This window comes from Collinsella aerofaciens (assembly GCF_015560135.1).
Classification (GTDB): domain Bacteria; phylum Actinomycetota; class Coriobacteriia; order Coriobacteriales; family Coriobacteriaceae; genus Collinsella; species Collinsella aerofaciens_AN.
On record NZ_JADMRH010000016.1, the window covers coordinates 1 to 15385 of the forward strand.

Below are 15385 nucleotides of genomic sequence, written 5' to 3' on the forward strand. Positions count from 1 at the left end.
CGGATTCGCGCCTCAGGACTCAGCGCAACGCGTTGCGCTGAGTCCTGAGGCTGTTGCAATGAAAATGAGAATCAAGGCTGGCGGGCCGACATCTACCGTTCGCCAGCCCGATGGTCCCCGGGGCGGGGAGAGTGCTATAATGCATTCTGCATCTTGGATTGTTACTCCTGTGTGGAGGCATGCCCAAGAGCAATACAACACGGATTGTTACGTAAGGCATGACCGCAATAGCACTGCTATTGGCTATCATGCCTTTTTCTGTGAGTGTTCTTGAAAGGAGGTTCACCATGCTTGCGATTAAAAAGCTCAACAACAATGCCGTTCTTTGCCGCGACGGGCAGGGGCGCGACGTGATCGCCATGGGCAGGGGCGTCGGGTTTGGGGGAGAATTTCCCCGCGAGCTGCCGCTCTCTAAGATTGAGCATACGTTTTATGACATCGACCCCAAAGGGCAGGACGTCATGCGCGACCTTCCTTCTGAGATCGTGATGTTCACGGCCAAGGTGATGGACATCGTCGCCAACGAACTGCCCTACGACCTCTCGACCAATGCGACGCTGTTCATGGCTGATCACCTGTCGTTTGCCGTTGCGCGAGCCCAAAAGGGGGTCCGCATCGCGATGCCTCTTGCCTATGAAGTGCGGGAGACGTATCCGAAGGAATACAAGGCTGCCCAGTTTATCGTCATGCGACTCGAGAAGGAGCTCGGAGAGCGGCTTCCCAAGGATGAGATTGCCAGTATTGCGATGAATCTCGTGAACGCACGGGTTGTTGAAGCCGTCAAAGCCACGGCCGAGCCCGCAAAGCAGTTCGACGATATGCTCGAGGACGTTATCGAGATTCTCGAAAGCGATTTCCGCATTATTGTCGACCGCGATTCCTTTGATTTCACCCGCTTCGCCACGCATCTGCGGTACCTGTTCAAGCGCATTCAAGCCGGCGAGTCGCTGAACAGCGCCAACATGCAGATGTACAAGAACTTTCGTGAGGGGTTTCCGCAGTTGGCAGAGTGCGTGAAGCATATCGGTTCCTATTGTCGTGAAACGTGGGACGCCACGCTCTCCGAGGAGGAGGAACTCTATCTGATGATCCATCTCAACCGGATCATCTCCAAAAAAGGATTGTAACCCGTAGCCATTCGGGGCATGACCTTTGCCGATTCGAACAGTAAGCCAAGATTGTGCAAAGGAGCCAATGATGGCAAATTACAAAAAGGTGGCAGAGCAGATTCTCTCCACTGTGGGCGGGGCGGAAAACGTGGCTTCGGTTACGCATTGCATGACGCGCCTGCGCTTCAACCTCAAGGATGAAAGCCTCTCGAATGATGAGAAGCTTGAGGACATCTCGTCTATCATCAGCGTCGTGCACGCCGGAGGGCAGGTGCAGCTGGTGGTCGGGCCCACGGTCGACAAGGTCTACGACGAGGTTTGTAAGCAGGGCGGATTCGAGGTCACGGTATCGATTGACGAGGAACTCGATGGCCCTCAGCTTAGCTGGAAGGAGCGCTTGGCGCCCAAGCACCTCTTCAATCAGCTGCTCGATGCCGTGAGCGGCGCTATCACCCCGATCCTTCCGATCTTTTGTGTCGCCGGTATCTTCAAGATGCTCGTTATTCTGTTTGGGCCCGAAGGCGCCGGTTTTATGTCCGAAACGAGCGACCTGTATCGGATCCTTTCCCTGGTGGGCGATGCGGCGTATTACTACTTCCCGGTGTTTGCCGCCTATAGCTCGGCTAAGAAGTTCAAAACGAGTCCTGTGCTGGCACTGCTCATCGCTGTTGTGATGATTTATCCCGACATGCTCGCTATTGTTGAGGACGGAAAGCCTTTCAGCGTCTTCGGCATCCCCATGCAGCTCGTCAACTACACCCAGGCTGTTCTTCCGGTCATCTTGATCACCTGGGCTCAGTCCTATGTTGAGCGCTTCTTTAAGAAGATCTCGCCTGATATGTTGCGCATTCTGATCGTACCCGTGGGTACGGTGCTCGTGATGTTGCCGGTCGCGCTGTGCCTCTGCGGCCCTGCCGTCCAATTTGTCATGGGCCTTGTGGCCGATTTCATCATTTGGCTCGCCTCTGTTGCCGGTCCCGCTGCGACCGCGGTTACCGGCGCATTCTGGAATCTGATCATCGCCACCGGCATGCACGTGCCGATCTATACCGCCATATTGCCCGCCGCGCTCCAGAACGGTTACGACGCCATCTTATACCCCGGCACCGCGGTTGTAGCCTACACCACGCTTGCCATCGCGCTCGCCTATGGCCTGCGCGCTAAGGGCAAGGAGAGTCGAGCCACGGGCTGGAACTTGTTCATCGCCTATGCCTTCGGTCGCGTGAGTGAGCCCATCATCTACGGCATCCTGTTTCGCGACAAGAAGGCTCTTGCCTGGAACATGATTGGTGGTGCTGTCGGTGGTCTGCTGGTAAGCCTTCTTCATGCCAACGTCTATATCTTCACTGGCGTTGGTTTCCCATGGATGAACGTGCTCATGTTTGCTCAGGATATCATCCCTGGCACCATCGGGTGTCTTGCTGGCGGTGCCGTGACGTTTGCGTTGGCGATGGTTTTTGGATTTGAAGGACAGGAGAAGATGCCGTTGAAGTCCAAGAGCGGCGACTCTGAGGCCGTTGAATCCGTCGAGGCATAAGAGGCTACTGCACAAATATGCTCCCCAGCCGTTGCGCGGTCCGACCCCTTGGCCGCGCAACGGTACTGTGCTGTTGCGCGGCACTTGCCGAGTCCGTTGCGTTCGACAGTGTGGGCCGGGAATTTGATAGAAAGGACGACACCATAATGTTTAGAGAAGATTTTTTATGGGGCGGGGCTCTGGCTGCAAACCAGTGCGAGGGAGGATGGAACGAAGGCGGTCGCGGTTTAGCCAATTCCGACATGCTGCCGTTTGGCGATCAACGCATGGACGTCATGCGGGGAGACCTTGATCCGCGTGCGTTGGCACCCGACAGCTTCTATCCCGCTCGCAAGGGCATTGATTTTTACCATAGGTACAAGCAGGATATTGAACTGTTTGCCCAGATGGGTTTTAAATGCCTGCGCTTATCAATCGCCTGGAGCCGCATTTTTCCCAAAGGAGACGAAGCCGAGCCCAATGAAGAAGGCCTTGCCTTTTACGAGGATGTTTTTAGGACGTGTCGCGCGCATGACATTGAGCCTTTGGTGACGCTCAACCACTATGATGTCCCCATGCATCTCGTCGATGCGTATGGCGGATGGCGCGATCGCAGGTCGGTCGACCTGTTCGAGCGATATTCGCGTACCGTGTTCGAGCGCTATCGGGGATTGGTCAATTATTGGCTGACCTTTAACGAGATCAACATCATGACGCAGGCGTGCTTTATGGCGGCGGGGATCATCTTCGAGCAAGGGGAGAATCGCTATGCAACGGTTCACACGGCCGTGCACCATGTATTGGTTGCGAGCGCCCGTGCGGTCGGGGCGTGTCATGAACTGTGCCCTGGGGCGAAGATCGGTTGCATGCTCAACGCAGGTGTCTTCTATCCGGCTACATGTGATCCGGACGATGTGCTGGCTGCGCAGGCTGAGAATCGCAGCCATTACATGTTTGCCGACGTCCAGGTGCGCGGTGCGTACCCGAGCTATGTTCTCAAGGAATACGCCCGCCATGGTTTTGAGGTGCCCTATCGGGATGATGACCGCGAAGTACTGGCTGCAAACCTGGTCGATTTCGTCTCGTTTTCGTATTACTCGACGCGCGTCGCAAAAGCGCATGCGGAAGGTCAGTTCGATTCGAACCTTCTTCGCTCGGCGCCTAATCCGTATCTAAAACAGGAGCCTTGGGGGAGGTTTATCGACCCCAAAGGGCTGCGCGTCACCATGAATGAAATCTGGGATCGCTATCAAAAGCCGCTGTTCATCGTCGAAAACGGTTTGGGTGCTCCTGATGTGCCGGAAGATTCGGGTGAAATAGAAGACGACTATCGAGTTGAATACCTGCGGGCCCACATCGAGGCGATGAGGGAGACCGTCGAGCTCGACGGGGTGGAACTCATGGGATATACCTGTTGGGGCCCGATCGATTTGGTTTCGGTCGCCACAGGACAGATGCGTAAGCGCTACGGGTTTATCTATGTCGATCGAGACGATAGCGGTGCGGGCTCGTTTGAGAGACGTAAAAAGAAAAGCTTCGAATGGTACCGACGCGTAATAGCAAGCAATGGCGAAGACCTTGCGTAATAACGTTAAGATGGACAAATGCGCCCGTTGGGGGAATAGTCGTGCCACTTCGCTTGACAACAGGCTAAACTAGCTATTAAACATTTACTATTCTGTTTAGATTGAATTTGCGGTCGTTTAGTTGCCGAGCCACGGGGCGGTCAAGCCACGATGCTCGGCCGCGACCGATGCTAGGGGGAACGATGGCTAAAGCAAGCGTCCGCGAGATCAGCCGCATTACCGGCTTTTCGCCCGCAACCGTGTCCAACGCGCTCAACCGCAAGCGCAGCGTGAGCGAGGAGACCGCCAAGGTCATCCTGGAGTGCGCGCAGTCGCTTGGCTATCAGCAGTCGACGCAGCTCGAGAGCATCCAGTTTGTGCTTGCGCGCAAGACGGGCGCCATCCTGGACGAGAGCACCTTCCATCCCGCGGTCATCGAGGGCGTGGAGCGCCAGGCGCGTCGCCACGGCATGAGCACGAGCTTTGTCTCGCTCGACTTTAGCGACCTGGACGCCGTGCGCCCGCAGGTCGAGGGCCTGATCGCCGACCCGTCGGCCGCCATCGTGCTGATGGGTACCGAGCTGGGCGAGGAGGACTACGCCCTGTTCGCCGACGCTGCCGCCCACCTGATTGTGCTCGACGGCTGGAGCGATCGCCAGTACTTCGATGCCGTAGTCATCGCCAACACCGATTCGGTGCTGCGTGCCGTGGATTACCTTATCGAGAAAGGCCACAGGCAAATCGGCTATCTGGCGGGCGACCTTCGGATCCGCAACTTTAAGGACCGCGAGCGCGGCTATCGCCAAGCGCTTGAGGACGCGGATCTTGAGGCCAACCCGGCATGGCACGTCACGCTGGGTACCACGCTCGAGGGCGCTTATCACGACATGGGCGTGTGGCTCGACAACGTCTCGCGCGACGATCTGCCGACGGCTTTCTTTGCCGAGAACGACGTGCTCGCCGTGGGCGCCATGCGCGCGTTCAACGAGCACGGTATTCGCGTGCCCGAGGATGTCTCGATCATCGGCTTTGACGACCTGTCTTTGGGCGCCTTCTCCAATCCGCCGCTCACCACGGTGCATGTTCCCAAGCATGAGGTGGGCGAGATCGCGGTGCGCCGTCTGGTGGGCAACATCCGCAATCCCAAGAGCTATACCTGCAAAACGGCCGTCTCGACCTATTTTGTCGAGCGCCAGAGCGTGCGCGAAATCTAGGCGGAGACGGCATCGCCTGCAGCGTGCCAAAGCTCGCTAGGGCAGTTAACATAGCGCTATTCAAAAGAGGGTCCTTCGGGGCCCTCTTTTTGTTGCCCTTGTATGTTCAGATTGTTTACATACCGTTTAGGCTGATTTCTCTACCGTTTACGAGACTTTCGCGCTAAACTTTTAAACAAAAGAGTAAAACATTTAGTAAACAGAACAAAACGAAACATGCGTCTGTTTACTGAACATGTGACTAGGGGAGGACGTACATGGATAAGATCAAGCTCGGTTTTGTGCCCACGCGCCGCAGTATCTTTAGCGCGCCGGACGCGATCAAGTACCGCGGTCTGACGGCTGACCGCCTGCGCGAGATCGGCGTCGACATCGTTGATATCGACGACATCAACGACGAGGGCCTGCTGTTCGACGACAGCCATATCGAGCCTATCGTCAAGAAGTTCCGCGCCGAGGGCGTTGACGGCATCATGCTGTGCCACGCCAACTTTGGTACCGAGTACGTCTGCGCCCGCCTTGCCCGCGAGCTCGGTCTGCCCGTGCTGCTGTGGGGTCCGCGCGACGAGCGCCCCGAGCCCGACGGCACCCGCCTGCGCGACAGCCAGTGCGGCCTGTTCGCCACCGGCAAGGTCCTGCGCCGCTTCCAGGTCCCCTTCACCTACATGACCAACTGCCGCCTGACCGACCCCGAGTTCGAGCGCGGCGTCTGGGACTTCCTGGCCGTGTGCAACGTCGTTAAGACCTTCAAGCACACCCGCATCCTGCAGATGGCCACCCGCCCGTTCGACTTCTGGTCGACCATGTGCAACGAGGGCGAGCTGCTCGAGAAGTTCAACATCCAGCTTTCGCCCATCCCCATGACCGAGCTGGTCCAGGCCGTGCGCGACGCCCAGGCCGACGAGCAGGCCATGGCCGCCATGCTCGCCCACATCGCCGACAGCTTTGAGATCTGCATCCCCGAGGACAAGGTTCCCGCGGTCGCAGGACTCGCCATCGCCATGAAGCGTCTGGTCGAGAAGTACGGCTGCAACGCCGGCGCCATCCAGTGCTGGAATGCCCTGCAGGACGAGCTGGGCATTATGCCCTGCGCCGCCAACGCCATCCTCAACGAGATGGGTATCCCGGTCGTCTGCGAGACCGACATCCACGGCGCCATCACCGCGCTCATGGTCGAGGCTGCCGACCTGGGCCGTCACCGCGGCATGTTCGCCGACTGGACCGTCCGCCATCCCGACAACGAGAACGGCGAGCTGCTGCAGCACTGCGGCCCCTGGCCCTGCAGCTGCGCGGCCGTCAAGCCCAAGCTCACCTATCCGCTGGCCTTCGATCACCCCGGCGCGCTGACGGCCGAGGCCAAGCACGGCGACCTCACCCTTGCCCGCTTTGACGGCGACAACGGCGAGTACTCGCTGCTGCTGGGCAATGCCCGCGGCATCGACGGCCCGGCCGGTATGGGCACCTACCTGTGGGTCGAGGTCGAGAACCTCAAGCGCCTCGAGGCAAAGATCGTCGAGGGCCCCTACATCCACCACTGCGTGGCCATCCACGCCAACGTGGTGCCGGTGCTCTACGAGGCATGCAAGTACATCGGCATCCAGCCCGACCTGTACGACCCCATCGAAGAAGACGTCAAAGCCTACCTGCGAGGAGAGTAGAAATGGCAACTATCGAAGAGCTTGAGTCCCTGCGCTGGGACCTCCGCCGCGATTGCGTCGACATCATCATGGCCGGCGCCGGCGGCCACATCGGCGGCGACATGTCGGTGATCGACGCCCTCATGACCCTCTACGCCAACCACCTTAACATTTCGCCCGAGACCGTCGACGATCCCAACCGCGATCGCTTCGTGCTCTCCAAGGGCCACGCCATGGAGGCCTATTACGCGGTGCTGTGCCACGAGGGCTACCTGGACCTCGACGACGTCAAGGCCCGCTTCTCCAAGTTCGGCAGTCCTTACATCGGCCATCCCAACAATAAACTCAAGGGCATCGAGATGAACTCCGGCTCGCTCGGTCACGGCCTGCCCGTGGCGGTGGGTATGGCGCTCGCCGGCAAGATGGACGGTCGCGACTACCGCGTCTACACCATCATGGGCGACGGCGAGCTTGCCGAGGGCTCGGTCTGGGAGGGCGCCATGAGCGGTGGCAACTACCAGCTCGATAACCTGTGCGCGCTCGTGGACCGCAACCGCCTGCAGATCAGTGGCAGCACCGAGGACGTCATGAAGCAGGACTCGCAGGAGGAGCGCTGGGCCGCCTTCGGTTGGAACGTGCTGTCCATTCCGGGCAACGACGTCCAGGCCATCGACGCCGCGCTGACGCTTGCGGCCGAGACCAAGGGTAAGCCCACGGTCATCATCCTCAACACGGTGAAGGGCTACGGCTCGCCCGTCATGGAGGACAAGGCCGGCTGGCATCACCACCTGCCCAACGACGAGGAATATGCCCAGATCATCGCCGATTTCGCTGCCCATAAGGAGGCCATCAATGGCTAACAAGATCGCCAACCGCAAGGTTATCTGCGACACGCTGCTCGAGGCCGCCGAGACCGATAAGGACATCGTCGTCCTGTGCTCCGACTCCCGCGGCTCCGCGTCGCTCACGCCGTTCTTCGATCAGTATCCCCAGCAGTCCATTGAGGTCGGCATTGCCGAGCAGGACCTGGTGAGCATCGCCGCCGGCATGGCTTCGTGCGGCAAGAAGGCCTGGGCTGCTTCGCCGGCGTCCTTTGTGACCACGCGTTCGTATGAGCAGTGCAAGGTCGATGTCTCGTACTCCAACACCAACGTCAAGCTCATCGGCATCTCGGGCGGCGTGTCCTACGGCGCCCTGGGTATGAGCCACCATTCCGCGCAGGATATCGCCGCCATGAGCGCGATCCCCAACATGCGCGTGTATCTGCCGAGCGACCGCTTCCAGACCGCCGAGCTCGTGCGCGCCCTGGTCGCCGACAACAAGCCGGCCTACATCCGCGTTGGCCGCAACCCGGTCGAGGACGTGTACACCGAGGATGAGTGCCCGTTCCAGATGGACCGCGCCACCTGGGTGCGTCGCGGTACCGATGTGACGATCGTCGCCACCGGCGAGATGGTCCGCCATGCCGTGGACGCCGCCAATCTGCTCGCCGAGCAGGGCATCTCCGCCACCGTGCTCGACATGTACTGCGTCAAGCCGCTCGACGCCGAGGCCGTGATTGAGGCCGCCGGGGCCACGCGCGCCGTCGTGACCGTCGAGGAGCACAGCCCCTTCGGTGGCCTGGGTTCCATGGTCGCGCAGGTCGTGGGCGAGCATTGCCCGCGTCCGGTCAAGTGCCTGAGCCTGCCCGACGCGCCGGTCATCACCGGCACGAGCCCCGAGGTCTTTGCGCACTACGGCCTCACCGGCGAAGGCATTGCCAAGACCGTTGCCGAGTTCCTTCCCGCAGAGTAATTGGAATGTGACAAAGGGACAGTCCCTTTGTCACATTCATTTTGAAAGGGGTGGCCATGGGCCGCTACATCATCGGAATCGATCAATCCACGCAGGGCACGAAGGCGCTGCTGGTGGACGAGGGCGGCCATCTGATTCATCGTGCCGACCGCTCGCATCGCCAGATTGTCAATGATGCCGGCTGGGTGAGCCATGATCCGGTCGAGATCGCCGCCAACGTGTTGGCCGTGGCGCGTGCCGTGGTGGAGGAGACCGGGGTCAATCCGGCCGACATTGCCGGTATTGGCATCTCCAACCAGCGCGAGACCACCGTTGCCTGGAACCGCACGACGGGCGAGCCGCTGTGCGACGCCGTGGTGTGGCAGTGTGCCCGCGCCCGCGAGCTGTGTGACGAGCTTGCGGCGCGCGAAGGCGTGGCAGAGCTGGTGCGTGACACAACGGGCCTGGTGCTCTCGCCCTACTATCCGGCGGGCAAGATGGCTTGGATCCTCGCGAACGTTCCGGCGGCTGCCGAGGCCGCGGCGTCGGGTGAGCTGTGTCTGGGCACCATCGATGCCTGGGTGGTCTGGACGCTCACGGGCGGCGCGGAGTTTCGCTGTGACTGGTCCAATGCCAGCCGCACGCAGCTCTTCGACCTGCGCCGTGGCTGCTGGAGCGAGCCGGTGTGCGAGGCCTTTGGCATCGATCCGGCCTGCCTGCCGCAGGTGACCGATTCCGACGGTCTGTTTGGCACAACGGACCTGGATGGCTTTTTGCCCGCACCCGTGCCGGTACACGGCGTGCTGGGCGACAGCCATGCGGCCCTGTTTGCGCAGGGTTGCCACAGCCGCGGTATGGCCAAAGCGACCTATGGCACCGGCAGCTCGGTCATGATGAACGTCGGCAACGAGTTTGTCGCCAGCTCGCACGGGCTTTCGAGCTCGCTTGCGTGGCGTATGAACGGCGTGACCGAGTATGTACTCGAGGGCAACGTGAGCTACGCCGGCGCCGTCAAGACCTGGCTGCGCGACGACCTGGAGCTCATCAACAACCCCGAGGAGGTCACCGACCTGTGCTACGCCGCCAACCCGGCGAGCCATGTCTACTTTGTGCCGGCGTTTACCGGCCTGGGTGCGCCGCACTGGGCAAGTGATGCCGAGGGATGCGTTTTTGGCATGACACGTACCACGGGCCGCGCGGAGTTCGTAAAGGCTGCCGACGAGTCGATCGCCTATCAGATTTTTGACGTCATTGATGCGATGGTCGAGGATTCGGGCGCGGCGCTTGCCGAGCTTCGTGTTGACGGCGGCCCCACGCGCGATGCGTACCTGATGCAGTTTGAGAGCGATTTGGTTGGCTCGCCCATCCGCATTGCGAGCAATGACGAGATGAGCGGTCTGGGCGCGGCTTGGGCCTGTGGTATCGCACTGGGCATGTACACACGCGATGTCGTCGACGTCTACGGCGCCCGCGGCATCGTGGAGCCTGCCATGCCCGCTGACGAGCGAGCCAAAAAGATCGCCGGCTGGCGCCATGCAGTGGCCGCGACTATCTCGTACACCGCCTAGCATGATTTTTCTGGGACGGGGATCAAATAATCATCGGTCCTCGTCCCAGGTGGCTAATTTGGGACGGGCTTTTTTGACTGGTATGATTGGTGTGACCATTCGAACCAGCTAAAAGAGCCCCGTCCCAAATTGACTATCGAGAGGATCTGCCATGGAGCGCATTGCGAGCTTTTCTGTCGATCATCTGCTGCTTGAGCCCGGCGTATACGTGAGTCGCATCGACCGCGATCCGGCGACCGGCGCTGCCGTCACCACCTTTGACCTGCGTCTGACCACGCCCAATAAAGAGCCGGTCATGAACACGGCTGAGTGCCACACCATCGAGCACCTGGGTGCGACCTTCCTTCGCAATCATGCCGAGTGGTCGAGCCGTATCGTTTACTTTGGCCCCATGGGCTGCCGCACGGGCTTTTACCTGGTCGTGTTTGGCGAGGTGACGAGCGAGGAGATCCTGCCGCTCGTGCGCGAGCTCTTTGAGTTCGTCGCCGACTTTGAGGGCGATGTCCCCGGTGCCGCTCCCGAGGAGTGCGGCAACTACCTGGACCAGAACCTTCCCATGGCAAACTGGCTCGCGCGCCGCTACCTCGACCGCGACCTGGCCGATATCGACGAGAAGCACCTGCACTACCAGCAGGCGTAAGGATTGCCTTCTGCTTCTAAACCGTTCACATGGAGATATCGACCGTTTAACTGTTTAGTAATGTTTACACGAGGTCATTTACGGTGTTTCGCTTAAGCTGGCAAACAGAGTGATATTCAGGCAAGGCTCCTGAAGCAGCATCTGTCGACATTGATTGTCGGATTCTGCTTCGGGAGCCTTGTTTTGTTTAAGGGGGACACATGGAAATCGTTAAACGAATTAACACCAGCGCTGTCCTCTGCATCGACGGAAATGGCAGGCAGCTGGTGGCATTCGGGCGTGGCCTGGGGTTTAAGGACGTTGGCGATGAATTACCGCTCTCGGAGATTCAACGAACGTTCTATAACGTTAGTTCCCGCTACATCGCTCTCATTGATGAAGTCTCGGATGAACTTCTCGAGCTGACCTCGGATGTTATTGATATGTCGACAGGACTGCTTCCCTATGAAGTAAGCCTTAATTTGCCGTTTATTCTTGCGGACCATATCGCGTATGCAATTAAGCGCAAGGAGCAAAACATTGTTGTCCATATGCCCTTGTCTTTTGATGTTCGCCAACAATATCCCGTCGAATTCAAAATCGGCGAGTACGCGCTTCGAATAATCAGGAAACGTCTCAATGTTAGGCTTCCCGCTCATGAGACAGTTGGAATTGCCATGGCGTTTATCAATAACATGGCCGATTCGGATTCATGTGAGCTGGCTGAAGAGTTTGGCACGGACGTTTACGATCGCGTTCTCGAAGAATCAACTATTGCTGTTGAAAGACGGCTTGGTATTCAAGTTGATCGGGAGGGCTTCGATTATGCAAGGTTCGCAACCCACCTTCAGTACCTATTCAATAGGTTGAACTCTGGCGAAAGTATCGTAAGCGACAACCGCAAGATGTATCTCTCGCTCAAAGATGAATATCCGGTGGCATCGGCGTGCGCCGATGACATCGCTTCTGTTCTCAGCCGGCTGACGGGCCAAGAACTTATAGACGAAGAAAGACTCTATCTGATGATGCATATCAATCGAATCGCATCGAAAGCTAGGTAATTGGTCGGCGAAGGCGCGCGCTTTGCCGATGGTTACATATAAAACACAACATGGGAGAAATGGTATTTATGGCAGATACAACCAAGCTCGCTGCCGAGATTCTCGAGATGGTGGGCGGTGCAGAAAACGTTACATTTGTAGCCCACTGCATGACTCGTTTAAGGTTCAATCTTAAGGACGAAAGCATCGTAGATGATGCAAAAGTCAAGGCAATCGATGGTGTGATCGATATTCGCCATTCAGCAGGGCAATACCAAGTGATTGTGGGGCCCAAGGTCGATAAGGTCTACGAAATCGTTGCAAAGGAAACCGGGGTTGACACCGGGAAGTCCGCGGCAGATGAAGGCGAGACCAAAGGTTTTCTGGGAAAGCTGATGAAGCTGATCAGCGGCATCATGATGCCCGTTCTTCCCGCCTTGATTGCATGCGGAATGATAAACGCCGTCCTTAGTATCCTGACGACGGCAGGTGTCGTTTCCGCTGAGAGCGGAATTTATACCCTGCTGTACGGCATGGGAAACGCCAGCATGTATTTCTTGCCCGTTCTCGTCGGATCGTCTGCGGCCAAATTCTTTGGAATCGATCAATATATCGGTGCGGTGCTCGGTGCAATCCTGCTTTACCCGACTTTTGTTGCCGCAGCTGGAGCTGGTGATGCGCTGGATTTGTTCGGCATGAAGTTCACGATGGTGAGCTATGCCTCGACGGTGTTTCCCGCTATCGTGGCGGCTTGGTTCGCATCCGTTCTTTATAAGTGGCTGCGTGCGGTTCTTCCCGATGCTTTGGCATTTGCACTCGTTCCGTTCCTGACAGTTGCTATTGCTGCCCCCATCTCGCTTCTTGTGGTTGGCCCGGTTATCCAACAGGCGAGCTCCTTGCTTGCGACTGCCGTACTGGCGGTCTATCAGTTCAGCCCCATTCTTTGCGGCGTTATTCTTGGACCGATATTTGGCCTCGTCATGATTCCTCTTGGACTCCATTGGGCCCTCATTGTGATCTCCATCAACAATATTATGACCGTCGGTTCCGACCCTATCCTTGGACTTCTTTGCGGTAGCATGGGTGTCGTCGGCGCTTGCTTGGCGTTTGCTTTCCGCTCGAAGGATCCGAGCGAAAAGAGCCTTGGATTCAGCTGTGCCATTACGAGCCTGTGCGGAATTACAGAACCTGCCCTGTACGGCATAGTTTTGGAGCACAAGAAGATCATCGTCGCTTCCATGATTTCTGGTGCAATTAGCGCTGTTATCCCGGCTATCTTCAATACCCGCACGTTCGTTATGACGTCGAGTGGTATTTTCAGCTTCCCCGGCTACATGAATCCTTCCGGTGATATGAGCAGCCTTATTGGTGCGATCCTTTGCAATGTCGTTGGTTTTATTCTTACCTTCGTCCTCGTCTACATCATGTATCGCCCTGATGCAGACACGTCGGCGGAATAGACAATTATTCGGAATGTAAGCTGCTGAAAACCCCGCGGCAGATTGCATATGGTGGGCTTGCGATTGATCTGCGCGAGCCCACCTCGTTTTTGGAGTGACTGGTTATGACAATTACTGCCGATATGACATTTGGAGAAATCGCACTTCTTCCTGAGTTCGCTGGGTTCGGTGAGCATCTCATGCTTTGCCGACCTTCAACTTGGGAGCGCATGTGGAATAAGCCCATCGCGGCCCATTTGAATTCCGACACTAATCCGTATGAAGTTACTCGTGTTCTGCGCGGGTTGAATCGGATTGTTGAGCTTGCGGATGACGGGAGGCAGGTTGCATACGATATTTGGGATGAAGCCGATTGTATTCGCGATCCGACCCGGCGCAACGCAAAGCTGTTTTTCTTTCCGGGGCGACCGGGGGCGCCATTCGTTATCGCGATTTCGGGTGGGGGCTATCAGAGCGTTTGTCACCAAATGGAAGGTTTTCCCGTTGCTCCCGAGCTCAACGATGCGGGCTATAACGTGTTTGTGTTGTCATACAGGGTGAGGGTCGAGCCGCTGATGCCGCGCCCGATCGATGACCTTAATCGCGCAGTCCGTTTTGTCCTCGAGAATTCAACGCGATTTAATGTGGACAAAAAATATGCGGTTATCGGTTTTTCCGCTGGCGCGCATTTGACCGCCGAGTGGGGGACGGATAACAAGGGGTTTGCATCTTACGGATGCGAGCCGCCAAAAGCTTTGGTTCTGTGTTACGCCCCGATTGACCTTCATGAGTCCGAATGTGCGTCAGACCATAGATTTCTTGATTCGGTGTGCGGTGGAGCTGGGCACGATGCGATTGATGATTTCTGCATTGATCAACATGTGTGGGAACGGTATCCGCCGACATATCTTTGGCAATGCGCCGACGATGATGTCGTATCGCCCGGCAATCTCGGAAAGATGGTTGACGCACTGGATGCGGCTGGGGTGCACCACGAGGAGATTGTGTATCCAGAAGGAGGACATGCGTTAATGAAACCTCATGCGCCGGAAACTGATCACTGGTGCTCGGGTGTCATTGAGTTCCTTAAGGGCTATCTCGGCTAAGTAAAATACACGCCGCCCTTTTGCCCATGTGACTCTGGTGCGTGTTGTTTGCGGTATTGACTCCATCAAAAGACGGCTAATGTTCTAGAATGTTTATATAGTCACATTTACGAACAGGAGCGAACATGCATATCTACTCTGTTACCGATCCCGAGTTCAAGTCCTACGGCCGCGTGTGGGACGACGTACCCTCCAGCCTGACAGCTCCGCTTGTCGAGGCACTTTCCGCCACGCCCATTCCCGAGGGTAGCAAGTATGTGGCCTCCGCGCCCGAGCTGGAACAGGTCGAAGGTGCCGACACGCTCGGTCTGCTCATGTACGGCGGCCGCCCCTTCCAGCTGGGCTGGTGCAACGGCCGTAACACGAAGCTCAACTGCCTGGAGTATCACCGCGCCAGCGAGTTCAACCTGGGCGCCCGCGATTTTATCCTGCTGCTGGCCAAGCGCGAGCAGATCGTCGACGGCAAGCTCGATACCGCGCAGGTCAAGGCCTTCCGCGCGCCGGCCGGCACGCTCGTCGAGGTCTACGCCACGACGCTGCACTACACGCCGTGCATGGTCGACGACGGTGGCTTCCAGGTAATGGTAGCGCTGCCCGCCGGCACCAATGGTCCGCGTCCCGAGGCCGCTGCCAACATGTCCGCCGCCGGCGACAGCTACTGCTACTGGAAGGCCGACAAGTGGGTCCTCTGCCACGCCGATAGTCCCAAAGCAGCCGAGGGCGGCTACGTAGGCCTAATCGGCAAAAACCTCGACATCACCTGCGACTAGCGCTTCGTCTCAATCCTGTAACATCTAGC

General features: G+C 57.9%; 13 protein-coding genes. All 13 read left to right on the forward strand.

From position 1 onward, the window contains the following. Positions 1-287: 287 nt before the first annotated feature. The 13 genes from I2H19_RS07185 to I2H19_RS07245 all read left to right on the forward strand — a co-directional run bounded on the left by I2H19_RS07185 (position 288) and on the right by I2H19_RS07245 (position 15356). Positions 288-1127, forward strand: a complete 840-nt coding sequence (locus I2H19_RS07185; protein WP_229089836.1) for a PRD domain-containing protein — start codon at positions 288-290, stop codon at positions 1125-1127. Positions 1128-1197: 70 nt separating this feature from the next. Next, complete coding sequence (locus I2H19_RS07190; RefSeq protein ID WP_229089837.1) at positions 1198-2646, forward strand: PTS transporter subunit EIIC; 1449 nt, start codon at positions 1198-1200, stop codon at positions 2644-2646. 146 nt (positions 2647-2792) lie between these two features. Next, entirely contained in the window at positions 2793-4211 is a 1419-nt protein-coding gene (locus I2H19_RS07195) for a 6-phospho-beta-glucosidase (protein WP_195622195.1), read from the forward strand. Positions 4212-4393: 182 nt separating this feature from the next. Beyond that, on the forward strand, positions 4394-5404 hold the full coding sequence (locus I2H19_RS07200; RefSeq protein WP_192923971.1) for a LacI family DNA-binding transcriptional regulator: 1011 nt from the start codon (positions 4394-4396) through the stop codon (positions 5402-5404). 257 nt (positions 5405-5661) lie between these two features. After that, on the forward strand, positions 5662-7062 hold the full coding sequence (locus I2H19_RS07205; protein ID WP_117793903.1) for an L-fucose/L-arabinose isomerase family protein: 1401 nt from the start codon (positions 5662-5664) through the stop codon (positions 7060-7062). A 2-nt stretch (positions 7063-7064) separates the two neighbouring features. Continuing rightward, positions 7065-7901: a transketolase gene (locus I2H19_RS07210; RefSeq protein WP_199408789.1), complete on the forward strand. Its 837-nt coding sequence runs from the start codon at positions 7065-7067 to the stop codon at positions 7899-7901. Beyond that, positions 7894-8835, forward strand: a complete 942-nt coding sequence (locus I2H19_RS07215) for a transketolase family protein (protein ID WP_195622196.1) — start codon at positions 7894-7896, stop codon at positions 8833-8835. Before I2H19_RS07210 ends, I2H19_RS07215 begins: the two co-directional genes overlap by 8 nt. Before the next feature lie 56 nt (positions 8836-8891). Beyond that, complete coding sequence (locus I2H19_RS07220; protein WP_195622197.1) at positions 8892-10382, forward strand: FGGY family carbohydrate kinase; 1491 nt, start codon at positions 8892-8894, stop codon at positions 10380-10382. A 151-nt stretch (positions 10383-10533) separates the two neighbouring features. Next, a complete protein-coding gene (locus I2H19_RS07225) occupies positions 10534-11022 on the forward strand; it encodes an S-ribosylhomocysteine lyase (protein WP_117798872.1) in 489 nt (162 codons plus the stop codon). A 200-nt stretch (positions 11023-11222) separates the two neighbouring features. Continuing rightward, positions 11223-12062 carry a PRD domain-containing protein gene (locus tag I2H19_RS07230; RefSeq protein ID WP_195622198.1) on the forward strand — a complete coding sequence of 280 codons (840 nt, stop codon included), beginning with the start codon at positions 11223-11225 and terminating at the stop codon, positions 12060-12062. Positions 12063-12130: 68 nt separating this feature from the next. After that, the gene (locus tag I2H19_RS07235) at positions 12131-13501 is read left to right on the forward strand and encodes a PTS transporter subunit EIIC (RefSeq protein WP_158554644.1); all 1371 of its coding nucleotides are present in this window, start codon (positions 12131-12133) and stop codon (positions 13499-13501) included. A 104-nt stretch (positions 13502-13605) separates the two neighbouring features. After that, a complete protein-coding gene (locus I2H19_RS07240) occupies positions 13606-14586 on the forward strand; it encodes an alpha/beta hydrolase (protein ID WP_195232948.1) in 981 nt (326 codons plus the stop codon). Positions 14587-14711: 125 nt separating this feature from the next. Continuing rightward, on the forward strand, positions 14712-15356 hold the full coding sequence (locus I2H19_RS07245; protein WP_195622199.1) for a DUF4867 family protein: 645 nt from the start codon (positions 14712-14714) through the stop codon (positions 15354-15356). Positions 15357-15385: the final 29 nt, after the last annotated feature.

Coding starts and splice junctions, on each gene's coding strand:
- I2H19_RS07185 (WP_229089836.1), top strand. CDS start 288: ATGCTTGCGATTAAAAAGCTCAACAACAATGCCGTTCTTTGCCGCGAC.
- I2H19_RS07190 (WP_229089837.1), top strand. CDS start 1,198: ATGGCAAATTACAAAAAGGTGGCAGAGCAGATTCTCTCCACTGTGGGC.
- I2H19_RS07195 (WP_195622195.1), top strand. CDS start 2,793: ATGTTTAGAGAAGATTTTTTATGGGGCGGGGCTCTGGCTGCAAACCAG.
- I2H19_RS07200 (WP_192923971.1), top strand. CDS start 4,394: ATGGCTAAAGCAAGCGTCCGCGAGATCAGCCGCATTACCGGCTTTTCG.
- I2H19_RS07205 (WP_117793903.1), top strand. CDS start 5,662: ATGGATAAGATCAAGCTCGGTTTTGTGCCCACGCGCCGCAGTATCTTT.
- I2H19_RS07210 (WP_199408789.1), top strand. CDS start 7,065: ATGGCAACTATCGAAGAGCTTGAGTCCCTGCGCTGGGACCTCCGCCGC.
- I2H19_RS07215 (WP_195622196.1), top strand. CDS start 7,894: ATGGCTAACAAGATCGCCAACCGCAAGGTTATCTGCGACACGCTGCTC.
- I2H19_RS07220 (WP_195622197.1), top strand. CDS start 8,892: ATGGGCCGCTACATCATCGGAATCGATCAATCCACGCAGGGCACGAAG.
- I2H19_RS07225 (WP_117798872.1), top strand. CDS start 10,534: ATGGAGCGCATTGCGAGCTTTTCTGTCGATCATCTGCTGCTTGAGCCC.
- I2H19_RS07230 (WP_195622198.1), top strand. CDS start 11,223: ATGGAAATCGTTAAACGAATTAACACCAGCGCTGTCCTCTGCATCGAC.
- I2H19_RS07235 (WP_158554644.1), top strand. CDS start 12,131: ATGGCAGATACAACCAAGCTCGCTGCCGAGATTCTCGAGATGGTGGGC.
- I2H19_RS07240 (WP_195232948.1), top strand. CDS start 13,606: ATGACAATTACTGCCGATATGACATTTGGAGAAATCGCACTTCTTCCT.
- I2H19_RS07245 (WP_195622199.1), top strand. CDS start 14,712: ATGCATATCTACTCTGTTACCGATCCCGAGTTCAAGTCCTACGGCCGC.